An 18587-nucleotide genomic window follows, 5' to 3' on the forward strand; every position below is an offset into this window, starting at 1 on the left:
TGACTTCACACGCAAAAGGAGACGCAAATGAAGGTCAAGATTCTGGGCAAGGTAATGGTACTGTCCTGTTCCCTGGTGGCCGGCGGCGCCTTCGCGGCGGGACCGTACATCGGCGCGAACTACAGCCAGTTCCAGTACGACAACGATGAGTACGATAGCGATACTCTGAAAATCGACGCCGCCGTTCTGCGTGCCGGTATTGAGTTCAATGACTACATCGGGCTGGAAGCGCGCGGTGGCATGGGCTTCGAAGAAGATTCCCAAGGCATCGTCGACTTCGAGCTGGACAATATGTATGGCGGCTACGTGAAACTGTCCGCGCCGCTGGCCGAGTCCGTTCACCCCTACATCATCGGCGGTTACACCAAACTCAAGGGCACCGTGAAAGCCGAGGGCTCCGTGGCCGGCATCGACTACTCCGTGGACGATGACGAGCACTACGAAGGTGAATCCTACGGTGCCGGCATCGACTTCAACCTGACCGATACCGTGGGCGCCAACCTGGAGTACATGCGCTACTACGATCAGGACGAAGAGGAAATTTCCGGTATCAGCGTGGGCCTGCGCTCCGCGTTCTGATCCGCGATCCGATCCGGGGGCGAAGGACGCCCCGATCCGCCAGGGATGGCGACCCGCGCCGGCTTTCAAGCCGGCGTTTTCATGTTCAGGCGGCCCGTTCCCGGAGGATCCGTTCCAGGCGCGGCCGCAGCGCGCTGGCCACCCCCAGGTTCTTCATGGTCCAGTAGTGGCCGCCCACCACCCGCTGCACCAGCAAGGTCCGCGAGCTGGGCTGGAATTTCAGCATGTCCTCCCAGGCGGTGGCCCGGGCCTGCTTCATCACGTCCTGGTGTAGCCGCGCGGTGCGGAAGTCGAACGGCGTATCGGCGATGCCCTGCAGCAGCACCGGCACCCAGGCCTCGTAGAAGCCGTCCGGCACCGTGGCGTCCTCGCGGCGGGCGCCGATTTCCACCAGGGCCCGGTCGAGCCGGTCCCAGTCCCGCTCCAGGGCGGCGCCGGTGAGCGCCGCCATCAGCGTCACGTCCTCCTCGGGCAGGCGTTTCACCGCGCCGAAGTCGTAGAACACGATGCCGCCGTCCCGACGGAACGCGAAATTGCCCGGGTGCGGATCGCAATGCACCGCGTGCAGCTGGAAAATCTGCCGGGCAAGCAGGTCGAACAGCCGCTCGCCGAGGCGGTTGCGCAGGGCCTGATCGAAGCCGTGGGCGTCGTCGACCTGCTCCAGGGGCGTGCCTTCCTCCAGGCTCAGGGTCAGCACGGTGGTGCCGGACAGGGAAGGAAATACCCGCGGGATCACCACGTCCGGATCGTCGCGGTGGAAATCCCGGAACAGGTTCAGGTTCGCCGCCTCCTGGTGGTAGTCCAGCTCTTCGTCCAGTTGCTGGCGGATTTCGGCAAACACCGCGTCCAGGGCGCGCTCGTCCACGCGCAGCAGGCTGCCCAGTTTGAGAATGCGCTTGAGGTGCTTCATGTCCGAATCGATGGACGCCTTTACCGCCGGGTACTGCACCTTGACCACCACCTCCTCGCCGTCGAGGGTGGTGGCGCGGTGGACCTGGCCGATGGAGGCGGCGGCGAACGGGGTTTCCTGAAAGTCCTGGAAGTGCTCCGCCACCGGGCCGCCCAGCTCCCGCTCCAGCTGGCGCCGGATCACGTGGAAGGGCATCGGCGCCGAGGCATTCTGCAGCACCGCCAGCTGTTCGCTGATCTCCCGGGGCAGCACGTCCTGCATCTGCGAGGCGATCTGGCCCACCTTCATTACCGCCCCTTTCATCTGACCCAGGGTGGCGGCCACCTCCCGGCCGATGTGGCGCATCAGTTCCTCGCGGCTGCTCTGCCGGTCCTCCGCCGATTGAAACCAGCCGCGCACCTGCTGGCCGGCCACCCGGGTGGCGATGGAGGTGGTCATGCCGGTGAGTTTCCAGAAACGGCCGCCGGTGGCGGCCCGGTCACGGCGTTTGGCCATGGTTCGCTCGCTGCTGATGGGAATTCAGCAAGCCTAGCGCCGCCACGCGCGCAAAAAAAGGGGCCCGATCAGGGCCCCGCCAAAGGAGAGTAGGCAGAAAAAACGGTGGTTCGAATCAGGCGCGCTGTTTCTCGCCGGCGCTGACCAGCTCGTCGAACAGCTTGCGGCTCTGCTCGCGGGCGGTGGTCACGGCGCCCAGGCCGGCCAGCACGAATTCGTTGCTGGATTCGGCTTTCTCGCCACGGGCTTCCTTACCCGTGCTGATGCATTGTTCGTAGAGTTCCTGGCGCTTGCGCGGCGCTTCATCGATGAGCGCCCGGGCGCGGACCGCGAAGCCGCGACCGGCCAGCAGCACCTTGGATTTGCCCTCGGCGTCGTCGCCATAGGCCTCGGTGCCCGCCTTCACGTATTCCTCGTAGAGCTCCTCGGAGCCGTCTCCGGCCTTGCTGTAGGCGCCCAGGCCGGCCAGATAGAGCTTGTTGCCGAAGTCCTTGACGCGGCTCAGCAGCTTGTCCTGTTCTTCACGCAAGTCTTTCAGTTCACCCATGATGTACCTCCTTAGCGTCTTCGCTAATCTGTTCATGACGAACGATACGGGCGAAAGAGACGGCTGTGCGCGATCATTGTCGAACAATTGAACATGGCTGGCCGCCATGAATTGGGCAGCCTGTGATGGAGCTCCCAGCGGTGACGCCAATTTGAACGTGGCGGGAACCGGGCCCGGCCCCGTACACTCCATAGGAAAGTACCAATCGGCCGAGATACGAATTCATGATCGAGAAATTCATCGCCAAGGTGCCCAGCCGGATTTGGGCGGATGGGCGACCGGCCCGCGCGCGGCAGTGGGATGCGGAATTCAACGTGGCGGCCTGGACCCGGGTCTCCGGGGAGCCGGGGCGGGTTCAGTTGCTGGTGCGTTACCTGGACACCAAGAACGACCAGGCGGTGCTGGTGGATGCCGCGGAAGTGAAAGGCGACGGCAGCGCGCTGCTGTCGGGGCTGGTGCGGCTTCGCTTCACCGATAGCGTGGAGCAGGTGCAGATTTCCCTGCGACTGTCCGATCCGGGCATGCGTTACGTGGTGGAAGAGCTGTACATGCAGCGTCGTGGCACGGCACTGCGCCCCCAGGACAAGTTGATCTCCAACTACTAGCCGGCGGCCGGATCTTCCCGGCAAGCCGCGGGGCGGGCCCCTTCCTTCCCCCGGGGCCCGCCAGCCGGTTAGCGGCCGTTATCGGCCACGCGCCGGCACGCCAGGCTTCCCCCCTCGGGCCGGGACGGGTCGTCGAGATTGTCGGCGACCACGTCCTCACCTGTTTCCAGCAGGGATTCCGGCCACGCCTGGAAGTCCAGTCCGGTAAGCCGGTTCAGGTTCTCCAGGGCCGTTTCCGGGTGCCGTTTTTCCATTCTGATGATTTTGCTCATGGTGACCATCCCTTTGCGCACCATCGGCAAAGCCAGAATCGTGCCATTCCATGGCTCCTTTTTTTCATATAAAAATCAATGAGTTGGCGGCTAGCCGAAAAAACGCGCCGAGCGTGGGTGCCGGCGCGCCTTGGCAGGATGTGACCCAGGTTGTCAGTTCGCTGCCCTGATCAGTCCAGAAAGAAGTCCGGCAGCAACTGGTCCTCGGAGAGGCTCGGGTCCACCTTGTAGCGGCTCAGGTCGGTGACGCCGGCTTCGCGCAGCGCCTCGTCGTCGATGAAGAAACGGCCGGTGTACTCCGTGTGCGGACGGGTCAGGATCCAGTGCGCCGCGTCGGCCATGATCTCCGGCTGGCGGCAGGCGCGCACCGCCATCTCACCGCCCAGGTGGTTGCGCACCGCCGCCGTGTTGATGGCGGTGCGCGGCCAAAGGGCGTTCACCGCCACCTTGCCGGCGTATTCGTCGGCCATGCCCAGCACGCACAGGCTCATGCCGTACTTGGCCATGGTGTAGGCCAGGTGCCGGCCAAACCAGGCCGGGTTCAGGTTGAGCGGCGGCGACAGGTTGAGGATGTGCGGGTTGTCCGCTTCGCGCAGCAGCGGCAGGCACAGCTTGCTGGCCAGAAAGGTGCCCCGGGTGTTGATCCGGTGCATCAGGTCATAGGACTTCATGGAGGTGGCTTCGGTGGGCGTCAAGGCGATGGCGCTGGCGTTGTTGACCAGGATGTCGACGCCGCCGAAGGCCTCCCGGGCCTGGTCCATGGCCGCCTGGACCTGATCCTCGTAGCGAATGTCGCCCACGCACACCAGCGGCGTGCCGCCCGCTTCCTCGATGGCCTCCGCAGCGGTGTAGAGGGTGCCGGGCAGCTTCGGGTGCGGTTCGGTGGTCTTGGCGAACAGCACCACGTTGGCGCCATCGCGGGCGGCGCGCACGCCGATCGCCTTGCCAATGCCCCGGCTGGCGCCGGTGATGAAGAGGGTCTTGCCGTTCAGGGAAGGGGTGCTCATGGCGGCTCCGAGGGTTCCGTGTGAAGACCTCGAAAGTAGCAACGGGCCGCCGAGCCCGGCAATACACAAAAGGCGCCGCCATGACTCCCCCTCCGGCCCGGGGCCGTCGCTATGGCCTTGCCTTGGCGGGAAGGGTGTGGGTATCTTGTGCCCGGGCTGGTCATATTGGGCCATGGGATAATAAGTATGACGATTCTGAAAATGAGCGCGGAGGACTACACCATCTCCGCCGAATACCTGGCGTTGATGCTGGAGTTTCTGGACCGGCGCGGCATCGGGGAAGAGCGCGCCCTGGAGGGGCTGCCCATTGAACCGGGCTGCTGGCGCGACCCCAAGGCGCGGCTCACCGCCGCCGTGTTCGATCGCTTCGCGCGGCGCGCCCTGGCGCTCACCGGCGAACCCTGGATGGGGTGGGAGCTGGGTGCGTCCATGACGCTGTCGTCCCACGGCTTTCTCGGCTACGCGGCGATGAGCAGTGAAACCCTGGGCGACGCCATCGAGCTGGCGGTGAAGTTCTTCCGCACCCGCAGCACCATCATCCAGTTGGAGAGCTTCGCCGACGGCGACTGGGCGGTGCTGCAGGTCAACGAGATGCTGGCCTTGGGCGACCTGGCGCCGCTGGTGGTGGAAAGTCTGTTCTCCAGCTTCCATTTCATGGCCATGCAGCTGATCCCCGATGTGGAAATCCTTGGCGAGCTGCGTTTCTCCTATCCGGAGCCGCCGTATTTCGCGCGGTTGCGGCCCTTGATCCCGGTGCCGGTGTACTTCGACTGCGCCTACAGCCAGATGCGTTTTCCGGTGGAGCGCCTGCAGCGGCGCCTGCGGTTCGCCGACCCGCGGCTGGCGCAGATGGCCGCCGCCCAGTGCGAGCAGGAAATGGAGCAGATCAAGGCGCCGCCGGCGCTGCTCGGCCAGGTGCGGCGCATCATGCTGGCCGGCTCCGGCGGCTTCCCCGGCGTCGACGACGTGGCCTCGGAGCTGCACATGTCGTCGCGCACCCTGAAGCGTAAATTGCAACAGCTGGGCACCAGCTACCAGACCCTGCTGGACGATCTGCGCAAGGGGCTGGCGGTGGAGTATCTCACCCAGAGCCACCGCTCCGTGGACGAGATCGCCCTGGCCCTGGGCTATTCCGACGCTTCCAATTTCGCCCGCGCCTTCCGTCGCTGGACCGGCCGCAGCCCCTCCGACTACCGTTAGCCGCCGCTAGCCGTTGATAAGGTGAAAGACGGCGCCGCCCAGACCGCCGAGCAGCAGGGTCACGGTGGCCAGGAAGCCGACCAGGAAGCCGCGTCCGCGATTGCGCGGCTGCTGCAGGTAGGCGTTGAAGTAGAGCTGCCGGCCGATCACGAACACCAGGCCAAGCACCGCCGCGGCGCGCGGTTCCAGGTACCAGCCGAACAACCACAGTGCCGGCAGGAACAGCACCAGTTGCTCCACGGTATTGGCGTGGCCGCGCTGGCAGCGTTCGAAGATTTCATGGCCGTGCACGGCCGGGGCGCGCACCTGGTATTTGACCCGGGCGCGGCCCACCACGAAGCTGAACAGGGCGCATTGCAACAACGCCACGATGGTAACGATGGCTACCCATTCCATGAACTTCCCCCAGACAGGTATCGTACGCCATCCTTGGAAACGGCCCGGCGCTCCCCTTTTTGTGTTCGCCGGTCTTTTATTAAAGCGCTATTTTTTGCGTATCATCTTAGGCGACGACGGCGCCCTTGCCCAGCCGTCGCCCCGGGCTTTTAAGGCGGATTTGTGACCATGACCACTCTCCACCCCCGTCTGGCCGCCGACACCGGCGCGTTGGGCGAAACCGATCTGTGCTGGATGCGCTGGATGCGCGATGCCCGTTTCCCCTGGCTGATCGTGGTGCCCAAGCGCGACGGTCTGCGCGAATGGCATCATCTGCCGGCGCCGGAGCAGGGCCGGCTGCTGGCCACCGTGAACCATCTGGCCGGGGAGCTGGAGCGGGTCACCGGAGCGGACAAGATCAATCTGGGAGCGCTGGGCAACCTGGTGCCGCAGCTGCACGTGCACGTTATCGCGCGCTTCGAGGGCGACCCTTGCTGGCCGGGGCCGGTGTGGGGGCAGGGCGAGCCGGTGCCGGTGGACACGGCGCCGGAGTGGCTGCACCGCCTGCGGCTGCCGGAGTAGGGCGATGGAGCTGATTCCGGTACCGGTGCAGTGCCCGCATTGCTGGGAGTGGTTCGATGCCCTGGTGGATCCGTCCCAGGGGGATCAGGAATACGTGGAGGATTGTCACGTCTGCTGCCGCCCGCTGGTGTTCACGGTGGCGCTGACGGACCCGGACGCGCCGGAGGTGACGGCGCGCCCGGAGAACGACTAGACGCGCCTCAGGGCGCGTCGTCGCCGGCCAGGAAGCGGATCATTTCCCGGTCGTTGAGCAGGCGCTCGATGGAGCGGCTGAGGATCTGGTTGACCATTTCCTGGTTGCGCGCCGCCGACGGCGTGAACGGCAGCTTGTGCTCGACGCTGCTGTTGTAGGTGCCGGTGTGGGTGGTGTCACCACGCCGGGCCTCGGCCAGCAGGGTCAGGTCCAGGTTGACCCGGTTCACCACCGAGCCTTCCTCGGGGATGTAGTCCAGTTTCTCCAGGCGCACCTCCAGGGTGGTGGCGTCCTGGCCCGGATTGAAGGCGTTGAAGCCCAGGCTCTGCAACCCCTTGCGCACCGAATCGGCGAGGGCCGAGCGCACGTCGTTGGAGGGCTGCACCAGAGCGGTGTCCTTGTAGACGCCGCCTCGGGAGCCGAACGCTTTCTGGCCGCGGGAGTCCACCGCGATCACCTCCACGGAGCGGTTGTGGCCCAGATTGGCGGCCTCCACCTCGGGCTTGGGCGCCACCTCGATCTGTTGCGGGCTGAGCGCGCAGCCGGTGGCCAGCAGGGCGGCGGCGGCCAGGACGAGAAGCTGTTTCATGCCGTTCTCCATTCTCGGAAGGATGTGCATCCAGTTTAATACGTGCGCTGCAGGGATTCCTCCGCCAGGCGGCGCAGCGCGTCCTTATAAGGGGACTCCGGCACCGACGACAGGGCGTCCAGGGCCCGTTCGGTGTGCTCGGCGGCGCGCTCGATGGTGTAGCTCAGGCCGCCGCAGTCGCGCACGATGTCGACGATCTCGCTCAGGTGGTCCAGGCCGCCGCCGCGGATCGAGCTCTTGATCAGGTCGGCGTGCTGGGGCGCGCCATGCTGGATGGCGTAGATCAGCGGCAGGGTGGGTTTGCCCTCGGCCAGATCGTCGCCCACGTTCTTGCCCAGTTCGCTGACGTCGCCCTGGTAATCCAGCACGTCGTCGATCAGCTGGAAGGCGATGCCCAGGTGCAGGCCGAACGTGGCGAATTCCTGGCAGCGGTCCGGGCCGGTGCGGGCGCCGAGCACGGCGCCGGTTTCGGCGGCGGATTCGAACATCTTGGCGGTCTTGTCGTGGATCACCCGCATGTAGCTGGACTCGGTGGTGTCCGGGTCGCGGGTGTTGATCAGCTGCAGCACCTCGCCCTCGGAGATGGTGTTGGTGCTCTGGGAGAGGATTTCCAGCAGGCGCTGGTCCTCCAGGGCCACCATCAGCTGCAGGGCGCGGGAGATCAGGAAATCGCCCACCAGCACGCTGGCGGAGTTGCCCCACACCGCGTTCACCGTGGGCCGGCCCCGGCGCAGGCTGGATTCGTCCACCACGTCGTCGTGCAGCAGGGTGGCGGTGTGCAGGAACTCGATCACCGCCGCCACGTCCACGTGCTGGTCGCCGTCGTATCCGGAAGCCCGGGCGCTGAGCAGGCCCACCAGGGGGCGCAGCCGTTTGCCGCCGGAGCCGACGATGTATTCCCCCACTTCCCGGATCAGCGGGACCTCGGTGTCCAGGTGGTGGGCAATGAAGCGGTTCACCGCCTCGAAGTCGTCGCCGACGACGGAACTGATGGCCTTGAAATCCATGGAGCGCGTATCCAAAAAAGGGGGCGTGAACAGCGGGCAATGCTAGCAGCGGGGCCCGATCAGTCAAGAAAAGCCATCGCCCGTGAATCCGCCGTGCAGGGCCGCCCAGGGGATCGTTGCCGGCCTCTTGAGAAGCGCTCCGCGTTAGCGTACACTTCGCGACCCTGTTTTCATCATCCCCCCGGGCACCGAAAGCGGCTTTCCCAAGATGGACGCCCGCCCGCGTGAGGATCTATCCGGAGCAAGCAAGATGTACGCAGTCATCAAGACGGGTGGCAAGCAGTACCGCGTCGAAGAGGGTGATACCCTGCGCGTGGAGAAGATCGAAGTGGCCACCGGCGAGACCGTGGAGTTCGATCAGGTGCTGCTGGTGGCCGACGGCGACGACGTGAAGGTCGGCCAGCCGCTGCTGGAAGGCGCCAAGGTGTCCGCCGAAGTGGTCGAGCAGGCTCGCCACAAGAAGATCAAGGTGGTGAAGTTCCGTCGCCGTAAGCACTCCCGCAAGCAGCAAGGCCATCGCCAGTGGTACACGGCGGTGAAAATCACCGGGATCCAGGGTTGATCCGCAACGCAATAGAGGATTGAGACATGGCACATAAAAAAGCCGGTGGTAGTACTCGTAACGGTCGCGATTCCGAAAGTAAACGCCTTGGCGTGAAGCGCTTCGGTGGTCAGGAAGTCAAGGCCGGCGAAATCATCATCCGTCAGCGTGGCACCCGCTTCCACGCCGGTCTGAACGCCGGCATGGGCAAGGACCACACGATCTTCGCCACCGAAGCCGGTCGCGTGAAGTTCGAAACCAAGGGCCCGCTCGCTCGCAAATACGTGGTGATCGAGCCGGTAGCCTGATCCCTCCGGGGTCACGGAAAAGCCCCGCGAGGCTCGGCCCGCGGGGCTTTTTTGTGGCTGTCGGACGGCGGGCCACAAACGGCAAGCTACGCTAGAATACCTATCCACCTGTTCTGAAGAGTCGCCCCATGCAATTCGTCGACGAAGCCACCATTGATGTCCGCGCCGGTAACGGCGGCCACGGCTGCCTGAGCTTCCGGCGCGAGAAATACGTCGAGTTCGGCGGTCCCGATGGCGGCGACGGCGGCGCCGGCGGTCACGTCTATGTGCGCGCCGACGGCAACCTCAACACCCTGGTGGACTACCGCTACGAGCGCAGCTACAAGGCGCGCAACGGCGAGCCCGGCAAGGGCCGGCAGATGACCGGCAAATCCGCCGACGACGTCTTCCTCAAGGTGCCGGTGGGCACCACCGTGGTGGACGTGGACACCGACGAGGTGCTGGCGGACCTGACCGCCGACGGCGAGACCGTGATGGTGGCCAAGGGCGGCCGGGGTGGTCTCGGCAACGTGCACTTCAAGAGCAGCGTCAATCAGGCGCCGCGCAAGACCACCAATGGCATTCCCGGCGAGGCCCGGCGGCTGCGCCTGGAGCTCAAGGTGCTGGCGGACGTGGGGCTGCTGGGCATGCCCAACGCCGGCAAGAGTACCCTGATTCGCGCCATCTCCGCGGCCAAGCCCAAGGTGGCGGACTACCCGTTCACCACCCTGGTGCCCAACCTGGGCGTGGTGAAGGTGGACCGCCACCGCAGCTTCGTGGTGGCGGACATTCCCGGCCTGATCGAGGGCGCCGCCGAAGGCGCCGGCCTGGGCATCCGTTTCCTCAAGCACCTGGCTCGCACCCGCCTGCTGTTACATGTGGTGGACATCGCGCCCCTGGATGGCGAGCCGGCGGATCAGATCGACGCCATCGCCGACGAGCTGGACCGCTTTTCACCGGCCCTGGCCGAGCAGGAGCGCTGGCTGGTGTTCAACAAGATCGACTTGCTGCCCGACCAGGAGGCCGAGGAGCGGGTTAATGAAATCGTCGGGGAGCTGGGTTGGCAGGGGCCGGTGTTCCGGCTGTCCGCCGCCGCCGGCGTGGGTTGTGAGGAGCTCACCTATGCGCTGATGAACGCCATCGAGGAGCGCCGTCGGCGGGAGGAGGAGGATCCGGAGTACGCCGCCGAGCAGCGCGGGCTGCGCGATCGCCTGGAGGCGGAGGCCCGGGAGAAGATCCAGGAGATCAAGCGCGTTAACCGGGCGGCCCGGGACAATGACGGCGATGATGACGATGACGACGACCACGAGGTGGAGATCGTCTATGAGCGCTGAGCGCTGGGTGATCAAGATCGGCAGCGCGCTGCTCACCAACGACGGGCGTGGCCTGGACCGGGAGCTGATGCAGGTCTGGGTGGACCGCATGGTGGCCCTGCGCGCCGCCGGCATCGAGCCCATCGTGGTGTCCTCCGGCGCCGTGGCCGAGGGCATGACGCGTCTGGGCTGGTCGCGCCGGCCGGAATCCGTCCATGAGCAACAGGCGGCGGCGGCGGTGGGGCAGATGGGCCTGGTGCAAGCCTGGGAGACCTGTTTCCGCAAGCACGGCCTGCACACCGCCCAGGTGCTGCTCACCCACGACGACCTTTCCGACCGCAAGCGCTATCTGAACGCGCGCAGCACCCTGCTCACCCTGCTGGGTTTCGCGGTGGTGCCGGTGGTCAACGAGAACGACACCGTGGTCACCGACGAGATCCGTTTCGGCGACAACGACACCCTGGCGGCCCTGGTGGCCAACCTGGTGGAGGCGGAGCGGCTGGTGATCCTCACCGACCAGGAGGGGCTCTTCAATGCCGACCCGCGCCAGAATCCGGACGCCGAACTGATCCGCGAGGCGCGTGCCTCGGATCCGGCGATCGCGGCCATGGCCGGCGGCGGCGGTTCCGGCCTGGGGCGCGGCGGCATGGCCACCAAGGTGCGCGCCGCCGGCCTGGCGGCGCGCTCCGGGGCGATGACCACCATCGCCTCCGGGCGGCGCCCGGAGGTGCTCGCCGAGCTGTGCGACGGCCGCGCGCCGGGCACCACTCTGATGCCGGACACCTCGCCGATGAACGCCCGCAAGCAGTGGCTGGCCGGCCATCTGCGCATGCGTGGCCGGCTGGTGCTGGACGCCGGCGCCGCCCGGCGCCTGCGCGAGGCCGGCTCCAGCCTGCTGCCGGTGGGCGTGGTGGATGTGTTCGGACAGTTTTCCCGGGGCGAGATGGTGGCCTGCGAGGACGAGCAGGGGGTGCGGGTGGCCTGTGGCCTGGTCAATTACGACGCCGCCGACGCGCGCCGGCTGTGCCGCAAGAAAAGCCATGAAATCGCCGATGTGCTCGGTTTCATGAACGAGGAAGAGCTGATCCACCGGGATAATCTGGTGGTGCTGGATCGCGGCTGAGGCAAAACAGCCGCCCATAAAAAAACCGGCCCGAAGGCCGGTTTTTTTGAACGCGTCGATCGATCAGGCGGACATGGCCTTGATCTTGGCGTTCAGGCGGCTCTTGTGGCGTGCCGCCTTGTTCGGGTGAAACTTGCCCTTGCGGGTGGCCTTGTCCAGCACGGAGGTCGCCTTCTGGTACGCTTCCTGAGCGGCGCCTTGGTCGCCGGACGCAATGGCCGCGTTCACCTTCTTGAGGTACGTACGCACCATGGAGCGCATCGCCGCGTTGTGCTGACGACGCGATTCCGCCTGACGCGCGCGCTTGCGTGCTTGCGGTGAGTTAGCCAAGGTCCTGCTCCTATCTTTTTGACTGACGACCGACGAGCCGTCGATCTGCTTGATTCGGTGAAACCGGGACGCACGGATGCCGTGGGCCGGTTTGAAGGTGCGCAATCATGCCGATCCACGCCAGCGTTGTCAATGGTCGATGGATGTCGCGCCACCGGCGATGCTAGCGGCGCCGTCATGCTTTGGGTACCCTTGGCCGGTTTTCCGGAGGGCCGATGAACGACCAGGCGACAGACGACAAGAAGGGCGGGTTGCTGGCTTCCACCCTGGTGGTCAGCGGCATGACGCTGCTCTCCCGGGTGCTGGGCCTGGTGCGCGACGTGGTGCTGGCCCGGTTGCTGGGCGCTTCCGCCGGCACCGACGCCTTCTTCGTGGCGTTCCGGATCCCCAATTTCCTGCGCCGGCTGTTCGCCGAGGGGGCCTTCAACCAGGCCTTCGTGCCGGTGCTCAGCGAATACCGCACCCGGTCCCGGGAAGAGGGCAACCTGGTCGCCACCAAGCTGCTCATCGACCGGGTGGCGGGCACCCTGGGCGGCACCCTGGCGCTGGTCACCCTGATCGGCGTGCTGGGCGCGCCGTTGCTGATCTGGGTGTTCGCCCCGGGGTTCGGCGACGACCCCCATAAAAGGGCGCTGGCGGTGGAGATGCTGCGGCTCACCTTTCCGTACCTGTTCTTCATCGCTCTGACCGCCTTCTCCGGCGCCATTCTCAACACCTGGAGCCGGTTCGCGGTGCCCGCCTTCACGCCGGTGCTGCTCAACCTGAGCCTGATCGGTTGCGCGCTGTTCCTGGCGCCGCGTTTCGCCGAGGGGCGCATGGCGGTGGCGCTGGCCTGGGGGGTGCTGATCGCCGGGGTGGTGCAGCTGCTGTTTCAACTGCCGTTCCTGGCCCGCCTGCACCTGATGCCGGTGCCGCGCATGGCCTGGCGGGACGAGGGCGTGCGCCGCATCCTGCGATTGATGGCGCCGGCCCTGTTCGGGGTCTCGGTGAGCCAGATCAACCTGCTGCTGGACACGGTGCTGGCCTCCCTGCTGCAGACCGGCTCGGTGACCTGGCTCTATTATTCCGACCGGCTCACGGAGCTGCCGCTGGGGGTGTTCGCCATCGCCATCGGCACGGTGATTCTGCCGAGCCTGTCCGGCAAACACGCCGAGGCGGACCCGGACGCCTTCTCGCGGACCCTGGACTGGGCCCTGCGCCTGGTACTGCTGATCGGCGTGCCGGCGGCGCTGGCCCTGGCGGTGATCGCCGAGCCGCTGCTCGCCACCCTGTTCCGCCACGGCGAGTTCACCGCCGCCGACGTGCTGCGCTCAGCGGAGTCGCTGCGCGCCTACAGCGCCGGCCTGCTGGCGTTCATGCTGATCAAGGTGCTGGCGCCGGGCTACTTCGCCCGCCAGGACACCAAGACGCCGGTGAAGATCGGGGTGATTGCCATGGTTGCTAACATGGGCTTTAACCTGGCTCTGGTGTGGCCGCTGCAGCACGCCGGGCTGGCCCTGGCCACGTCCCTGTCCGCCTGGCTCAACGCCGGCCTGTTGTTCGCCGGCCTGCGGCGCAGTGGTGTTTATCGGCCGCGCCCGGGCTGGGCCGCTCACGGGGGGCGGCTGCTGTTCGCCGGCGGCGCCATGGTGGCGGCGATCCATTTTCTTGCCCGGTACGCCGGCGTCTGGATGGACGGGCCACTGATGGCGCGCATTGGCTGGCTGACGGTGATCGTGCTGGCCGGATTGGCGATTTACGTCCTGGTGCTGCTGATTCTTGGCCTCAGACCTCGCCACCTGCGCCGATGATTTCTATAATCGGCCCTCTTTTCCCCCGGATACACGGGCGCGACGGCTCCGGGACGGCAACGAGGGCGCAATGCGACTGATTCGCGGCACTCACAATTTGCGGCCGGCGCACCGGGGGTGCGTGGCCACCATCGGCAATTTCGATGGTGTGCATCTGGGCCACCAGCGCATTCTGGACAAGGTGATCGCCGAGGCCCGCGCCCGCGACAAGCTGGCCACGGTGATGCTGTTCGAGCCCCAGCCCCAGGAATTCTTCGCCGGGGAGGGCGCCCTGGCGCGCCTGATGAGCCTGCGCGACAAGCTCATCGCGTTGCGCCGGCACGGGGTGGATCAGGTGCTGTGCGCCCGTTTCAACGAGCGCTTCCGAAGCCTGACCGCGGAAGCCTTCGTGCGCGACCTGCTGGTGGCCGGACTGGGCATCGACTACCTGGTGGTGGGCGACGATTTCCGCTTCGGCTGCGGCCGCGACGGGGATTTCGATTACCTGCGCCGGGCCGGCGAGCGGTTCGGCTTCGAGGTGACCGACACGCCCACCTGCCAGGTCGACGGCGCCCGGGTGTCCAGCACCCGCGTGCGCGGCGCCCTGGAAAGCGGCGATTTCGCGCTCGCCGAGCGGCTGCTGGGCCGGCCCTACGGGATCAGCGGCCGGGTGCGCCACGGTGACAAGATCGGCCGCACCCTGGGCATGCCCACGGTGAATCTGGCGCTCAAGCGGCCGGTATCGCCCCTGCAGGGGGTGTTCGCGGTGCGCGTGTGCGGCGGAGGGCTGGACGGCCAGCCCGGCGCCGCCAATCTGGGCACGCGGCCGGCGGTGAACGGCCGCGAGAACCGTCTGGAAGTGCACCTGCTGGATTTTCAGGGGGATTTGTACGATGCCCACCTGAGCGTGTGCTTCCACCGGTTCGTGCGCCCGGAAACGAACTTTGACAGCCTGGATGAACTCAAGGCCGCCATGCGGCGGGACCTGGAGCAGGTAAAAGCCTTCTTTGCACAAGACGACGGACTATGACGGACTACAAGGCGACGCTGAATCTTCCCCACACCGACTTTCCCATGAAAGCCGGTCTGTCCAAGCGCGAACCGGAGCGGCTGGAGCAATGGCGCCAGCTGGACCTGTACCGCCGGATTCGCGAGGCCGCCGCCGGCCGTCCCAAGTTCGTGCTCCATGACGGCCCTCCCTACGCCAACGGTTCGATTCATATCGGGCACTCCATCAACAAGGTGCTCAAGGACGTGATCGTCAAGGCGCGCGGTTTCGAGGGCTTCGACGCGCCCTACGTGCCGGGCTGGGACTGTCACGGTCTGCCCATCGAGCACAAGGTGGAGCAGAAGGTGGGCAAGGCCGGCCACAAGGTGGACGCGCGCACCTTCCGCGAGGAATGCCGGGCCTACGCCGCCGAGCAGGTGGAAGGGCAGAAGAAGGACTTCATTCGCCTGGGCGTGTTCGGGGACTGGGACAACCCCTACCTGACCATGAACTACGACACCGAGGCGAACATCGTTCGCGCCCTCGGCCAGATCGTCGACAAGGGCCTGCTCACCAAGGGCTTCAAGCCGGTGCACTGGTGCCTGGACTGCGCCTCCGCCCTGGCGGAAGCGGAAGTGGAATACCAGGATAAGAAATCCCCGGCCATCGACGTGGCCTTCGCCGCCGTGGACCCGGCGGATTTCACCGCCCGCACCGGCGTGGAAGCCGGCGCCCCGGCCCTGGTGATCTGGACCACCACCCCCTGGACCCTGCCCGCCAACCAGGCGGTGGCGGTGCACCCGGAGGAGGACTACGTGCTGCTCGGCGGCGATCAGGACGGCCAGCCCCGTGAGCTGGTGGTGGCCGAGGCCCTGGCCGATGATGCCGCCGAACGCTACGGCCTGGAGAATGTTCGTCGCTCCGCCGCCTTCAAGGGTCAGGTGCTGGAATCCCTGAGCCTGCGGCATCCGTTCCTGGACCGCCGCGTGCCGGTGGTGCTCGGCGAGCACGTCACCACCGACGCCGGCACCGGTTGCGTGCACACCGCGCCCGGCCACGGCGAGGACGACTTCGTGGTGGGCAAGCGCTACGGCCTGGAAGTGGACAGCCCGGTGCAGGACAACGGCGTGTTCCGTGATGGGCTGCCGGTGGTCGGCGGTCTGCACGTGAACAAGGCCAACGGGCCGGTGATCGAGGCGCTGCAGGAAGGCGGCACCCTGGTGGCCAAGAAAAGCATCACCCACAGCTATCCGCATTGCTGGCGGCACAAGACACCGATCATCTTCCGCGCCACCGCCCAGTGGTTTATCTCCATGGGCGGCCACGGGCTGCTTGAGCGGGCCCGCGAGGAAGTAAAAACGGTCACCTGGACCCCGGACTGGGGCCAGGCGCGCATGGAAGGCATGCTGCGTGACCGCCCGGACTGGTGCATCTCCCGGCAGCGCACCTGGGGCGTGCCGATCACCCTGTTCGTGGACAAGGACAGCTCCGAGCCGCATCCGGATACCCCGCGCCTGATCGAGGAAGTGGCGAAACGGGTGGAGCAGGAGGGCATCGAGGCCTGGTTCCAGCTGGACCCGGCGGAGTTGCTCGGCGAGGACGCTGAACGCTACAGCAAGGTCACCGACGTGCTGGACGTGTGGTTCGACTCCGGTACCACCCATTTCTCCGTGCTTGAGCAGCGCCCGGAGCTGACCGTGCCGGCGGACCTGTACCTGGAGGGCTCCGACCAGCACCGCGGCTGGTTCCAGTCGTCGTTGCTGACCAGCACCGCCATGCGCGGCGCCGCCCCCTACAAGGGCGTGCTTACCCACGGCTTCACCGTGGACGAGCAGGGCCGCAAGATGTCCAAATCCCTGGGCAACGTGATCGCTCCCCAGGAAGTGTGGAACGAGCTCGGCGCCGACATCCTGCGCCTGTGGATCGCCTCCACGGACTACCGTGGCGAGATGACCGTTTCCAAGAACATCTTCAAGCAGGTGGCGGACAGCTACCGGCGCATCCGCAACACCGCGCGCTTCCTGCTCTCCAACCTGAACGGCTTCGACCCGGCGGCCAACGCCGTGGCGCCGGACGACATGCTGGCCCTGGACCGCTGGGCCGTGGCCCGGGCCGCCCAGCTCCAGGACGAGTTGCGAGAGCTGTACAACGGCTACCAGTTCCATCAGGTCTACCAGCGGCTGCACAACTTCTGCGCCAACGAGCTGGGCGGCTTCTATCTGGACATCATCAAGGACCGCCAGTACACCAGCCGGGGTGATTCCGTGGCGCGGCGCTCCTGCCAGACCGCCCTGTACCATATCGCCCAGGCCCTGGCGCGCTGGATGGCGCCGATCCTCAGCTTCACCGCCGAGGAGATCCATGAGCACCTGCCCGGCGACAAGGCCGATTCCGTGTTCCTGACCACCTGGTACGACGGCCTGTTCGGCCTGCCGGCGGACGCCGACATGGACCTGGCCTTCTGGGAGCGCATCCAGGCGGTCAAACAGGCGGTGAACAAGGCCATCGAGGAGGCCCGCAACCGCAAGGAATTGCGCGCCAACCTCACCGCCGACGCTACCCTCTACGTGGATGACCAGGTACGCGCCCTGCTGGAACGGCTCGGCGACGAGCTGCGTTTCGTCACCATCACCTCCACCGCCGCCCTGGAGCCGCTGGCGACGGCCCCGGCGGAGCTGGAAGAGAGCGCCGTGGCCGGCCTCAAGGTGAAAGTGGTGCCCTCGCCGAATCCCAAGTGCGCGCGCTGCTGGCACCACCGCGCGGACGTGGGCGTGGACCCGGCCCATCCGGAGATCTGCGGCCGCTGCGTGACCAACGTGGAAGGCCCCGGCGAGGAGCGTCACTATGCCTGAGGCGGCGGCCCGCCGGGGGCTGCCCGGCCAACTCAACTGGCTGTGGCTCACGGTCCTGGTGATCGCCCTGGACCAGCTCACCAAGCACTGGATCGTGGCGCGCTTCGAGCTCTATGAGCGCCTGGAGATCCTGCCGGTGTTCAACCTGACCCTGGCCTACAACACCGGCGCCGCCTTCAGCTTCCTGGCCGGCGCCGGCGGCTGGCAGCGCTGGTTCTTCGCCGGCGTGGCGCTGATCGCCGCGGTGCTGATCCTGAGCTGGCTGCGCAAACTCCGGACCGAGCGCATGCAGGGCGCGGCCCTGGCGCTGATCCTGGGGGGCGCCCTGGGCAACCTCTATGACCGGGTGGTACTCGGCCATGTGGTGGATTTTCTCGATTTTTATTGGGGCGATTACCACTTCCCGGCCTTTAATATCGCCGACAGCGCCATCACACTTGGAGCGGTATTGATCATTCTGGACATGCTGCTGGGAGGGCGCCGCGCCCATGACTGACGAACTCTTCGCCGGGCCGCAGACCCGGGTCACGCTCCATTTCGCCGTGCGTCTCATGGACGGCACCGAGATGGACAGCACCTTCGACGGCGAGCCGGCCACCTTCGCCTGGGGCGACGGCTCCCTGCTGCCCGGGTTCGAGAAGGCCATTCTCGGCCTGCGGCCGGGCGACCGGCGCAGTGTGTTCATCGACGCCGAATCCGGCTTCGGCGAGCACAACGAGCAGAACGTCCAGCATTTCAACCGGTCCACCTTCGAGGTGGAGGACGTGGAGCCGGGCATGGTGATGAATTTCGCCGACGCCGCCGGCGCCGAGCTGCCCGGCGTGGTCACCGACGTGGACGACGACTGGGTGACCGTGGACTTCAACCACCCCCTGGCCGGGCGGGACCTGACCTTCGTGGTGGAGATCATCGACGTTCAGCACGACGTGCCCGAGCAAACCGTCCGCCTGAACTGACCAGCGCGGCTGAAGCCGCTCCCACGGCCACCTCCGCGATCCTGGCCGGACCCGACCCGCGACGCGT

22 protein-coding genes are annotated in these 18587 nt (G+C 66.6%); 14 read left to right on the forward strand and 8 right to left on the reverse strand.

Translation table 11 applies throughout. The annotated features are described in order from the left end of the window. Positions 1-27: 27 nt before the first annotated feature. Positions 28-579 (forward strand): porin family protein, encoded by a 552-nt coding sequence (locus tag HMJ39_RS04770; RefSeq protein WP_194296471.1) that lies wholly within the window; start codon positions 28-30, stop codon positions 577-579. 85 nt (positions 580-664) lie between these two features. Here the strand turns inward: HMJ39_RS04770 and HMJ39_RS04775 are convergent, their stop codons facing one another. Both HMJ39_RS04775 and HMJ39_RS04780 read right to left on the reverse strand, forming a co-directional pair. After that, the gene (locus tag HMJ39_RS04775; RefSeq protein ID WP_161385871.1) at positions 665-1984 is read right to left on the reverse strand and encodes an ABC1 kinase family protein; all 1320 of its coding nucleotides are present in this window, start codon (positions 1982-1984) and stop codon (positions 665-667) included. 115 nt (positions 1985-2099) lie between these two features. After that, positions 2100-2531: a phasin family protein gene (locus tag HMJ39_RS04780; protein WP_161385872.1), complete on the reverse strand. Its 432-nt coding sequence runs from the start codon at positions 2529-2531 to the stop codon at positions 2100-2102. 224 nt (positions 2532-2755) lie between these two features. On the opposite strand from HMJ39_RS04780, the gene HMJ39_RS04785 reads away from it, so the two are divergent. Next, positions 2756-3136, forward strand: coding sequence for a hypothetical protein (locus tag HMJ39_RS04785; RefSeq protein ID WP_161385873.1), 381 nt, complete (start codon positions 2756-2758; stop codon positions 3134-3136). A 68-nt stretch (positions 3137-3204) separates the two neighbouring features. Here HMJ39_RS04785 and HMJ39_RS04790 read toward each other — a convergent pair whose 3' ends face one another. Next, positions 3205-3408 (reverse strand): hypothetical protein, encoded by a 204-nt coding sequence (locus tag HMJ39_RS04790; RefSeq protein WP_194296472.1) that lies wholly within the window; start codon positions 3406-3408, stop codon positions 3205-3207. 170 nt (positions 3409-3578) lie between these two features. Beyond that, positions 3579-4415, reverse strand: coding sequence for an SDR family oxidoreductase (locus HMJ39_RS04795; RefSeq protein ID WP_161385874.1), 837 nt, complete (start codon positions 4413-4415; stop codon positions 3579-3581). A gap of 186 nt (positions 4416-4601) precedes the next feature. Here HMJ39_RS04795 and HMJ39_RS04800 point away from each other — a divergent pair, with 186 nt between their 5' ends. Next, positions 4602-5615: an AraC family transcriptional regulator gene (locus HMJ39_RS04800; RefSeq protein ID WP_194296473.1), complete on the forward strand. Its 1014-nt coding sequence runs from the start codon at positions 4602-4604 to the stop codon at positions 5613-5615. Positions 5616-5621: 6 nt separating this feature from the next. Here HMJ39_RS04800 and HMJ39_RS04805 read toward each other — a convergent pair whose 3' ends face one another. Then, a complete protein-coding gene (locus HMJ39_RS04805; RefSeq protein WP_194296474.1) occupies positions 5622-6011 on the reverse strand; it encodes an MAPEG family protein in 390 nt (129 codons plus the stop codon). A 168-nt stretch (positions 6012-6179) separates the two neighbouring features. On the opposite strand from HMJ39_RS04805, the gene HMJ39_RS04810 reads away from it, so the two are divergent. Together HMJ39_RS04810 and HMJ39_RS04815 are read left to right on the forward strand one after the other, a co-directional pair. Next, the gene (locus tag HMJ39_RS04810; RefSeq protein ID WP_194296475.1) at positions 6180-6572 is read left to right on the forward strand and encodes an HIT domain-containing protein; all 393 of its coding nucleotides are present in this window, start codon (positions 6180-6182) and stop codon (positions 6570-6572) included. 4 nt (positions 6573-6576) lie between these two features. Further along, positions 6577-6765 carry a CPXCG motif-containing cysteine-rich protein gene (locus HMJ39_RS04815; RefSeq protein WP_161385878.1) on the forward strand — a complete coding sequence of 63 codons (189 nt, stop codon included), beginning with the start codon at positions 6577-6579 and terminating at the stop codon, positions 6763-6765. Between the two features lie 7 nt (positions 6766-6772). Here the strand turns inward: HMJ39_RS04815 and HMJ39_RS04820 are convergent, their stop codons facing one another. Together HMJ39_RS04820 and HMJ39_RS04825 are read right to left on the reverse strand one after the other, a co-directional pair. After that, positions 6773-7354: a YajG family lipoprotein gene (locus HMJ39_RS04820; RefSeq protein WP_194296476.1), complete on the reverse strand. Its 582-nt coding sequence runs from the start codon at positions 7352-7354 to the stop codon at positions 6773-6775. Between the two features lie 35 nt (positions 7355-7389). Next, on the reverse strand, positions 7390-8361 hold the full coding sequence (locus tag HMJ39_RS04825) for a polyprenyl synthetase family protein (protein ID WP_194296477.1): 972 nt from the start codon (positions 8359-8361) through the stop codon (positions 7390-7392). Positions 8362-8611: 250 nt separating this feature from the next. Between HMJ39_RS04825 and rplU the strand changes: the two genes are divergently transcribed. The 4 genes from rplU (at position 8612) to proB (ending at position 11625) form a co-directional block, all read left to right on the forward strand. After that, positions 8612-8923 (forward strand): 50S ribosomal protein L21, encoded by a 312-nt coding sequence (gene rplU, locus HMJ39_RS04830; protein WP_194296478.1) that lies wholly within the window; start codon positions 8612-8614, stop codon positions 8921-8923. 26 nt (positions 8924-8949) lie between these two features. Then, positions 8950-9210 carry a 50S ribosomal protein L27 gene (gene rpmA / locus HMJ39_RS04835; RefSeq protein WP_161385882.1) on the forward strand — a complete coding sequence of 87 codons (261 nt, stop codon included), beginning with the start codon at positions 8950-8952 and terminating at the stop codon, positions 9208-9210. Between the two features lie 128 nt (positions 9211-9338). Next, positions 9339-10523 carry an Obg family GTPase CgtA gene (gene cgtA / locus HMJ39_RS04840; RefSeq protein ID WP_194296479.1) on the forward strand — a complete coding sequence of 395 codons (1185 nt, stop codon included), beginning with the start codon at positions 9339-9341 and terminating at the stop codon, positions 10521-10523. Next, the gene (proB, locus tag HMJ39_RS04845; protein WP_228462161.1) at positions 10513-11625 is read left to right on the forward strand and encodes a glutamate 5-kinase; all 1113 of its coding nucleotides are present in this window, start codon (positions 10513-10515) and stop codon (positions 11623-11625) included. The genes cgtA and proB overlap by 11 nt, the downstream gene beginning before the upstream one ends. A 63-nt stretch (positions 11626-11688) precedes the next feature. On the opposite strand, the gene rpsT is transcribed toward proB, so the two are convergent. Next, a complete protein-coding gene (gene rpsT, locus HMJ39_RS04850) occupies positions 11689-11955 on the reverse strand; it encodes a 30S ribosomal protein S20 (RefSeq protein ID WP_194296502.1) in 267 nt (88 codons plus the stop codon). Between the two features lie 215 nt (positions 11956-12170). On the opposite strand from rpsT, the gene murJ reads away from it, so the two are divergent. The 5 genes from murJ to HMJ39_RS04875 all read left to right on the forward strand — a co-directional run bounded on the left by murJ (position 12171) and on the right by HMJ39_RS04875 (position 18520). Next, entirely contained in the window at positions 12171-13745 is a 1575-nt protein-coding gene (gene murJ, locus HMJ39_RS04855) for a murein biosynthesis integral membrane protein MurJ (protein WP_194296481.1), read from the forward strand. A 70-nt stretch (positions 13746-13815) separates the two neighbouring features. Then, positions 13816-14754: a bifunctional riboflavin kinase/FAD synthetase gene (gene ribF / locus HMJ39_RS04860; RefSeq protein ID WP_194296482.1), complete on the forward strand. Its 939-nt coding sequence runs from the start codon at positions 13816-13818 to the stop codon at positions 14752-14754. Next, a complete protein-coding gene (gene ileS / locus HMJ39_RS04865; RefSeq protein ID WP_194296483.1) occupies positions 14751-17564 on the forward strand; it encodes an isoleucine--tRNA ligase in 2814 nt (937 codons plus the stop codon). The genes ribF and ileS overlap by 4 nt, the downstream gene beginning before the upstream one ends. Then, complete coding sequence (gene lspA / locus HMJ39_RS04870) at positions 17557-18060, forward strand: signal peptidase II (protein ID WP_161385889.1); 504 nt, start codon at positions 17557-17559, stop codon at positions 18058-18060. Before ileS ends, lspA begins: the two co-directional genes overlap by 8 nt. Next, on the forward strand, positions 18053-18520 hold the full coding sequence (locus tag HMJ39_RS04875; protein ID WP_194296484.1) for an FKBP-type peptidyl-prolyl cis-trans isomerase: 468 nt from the start codon (positions 18053-18055) through the stop codon (positions 18518-18520). Before lspA ends, HMJ39_RS04875 begins: the two co-directional genes overlap by 8 nt. Positions 18521-18587: the final 67 nt, after the last annotated feature.

The organism is Alloalcanivorax profundimaris, from assembly GCF_015265435.1.
GTDB lineage: Bacteria > Pseudomonadota > Gammaproteobacteria > Pseudomonadales > Alcanivoracaceae > Alloalcanivorax > Alloalcanivorax profundimaris.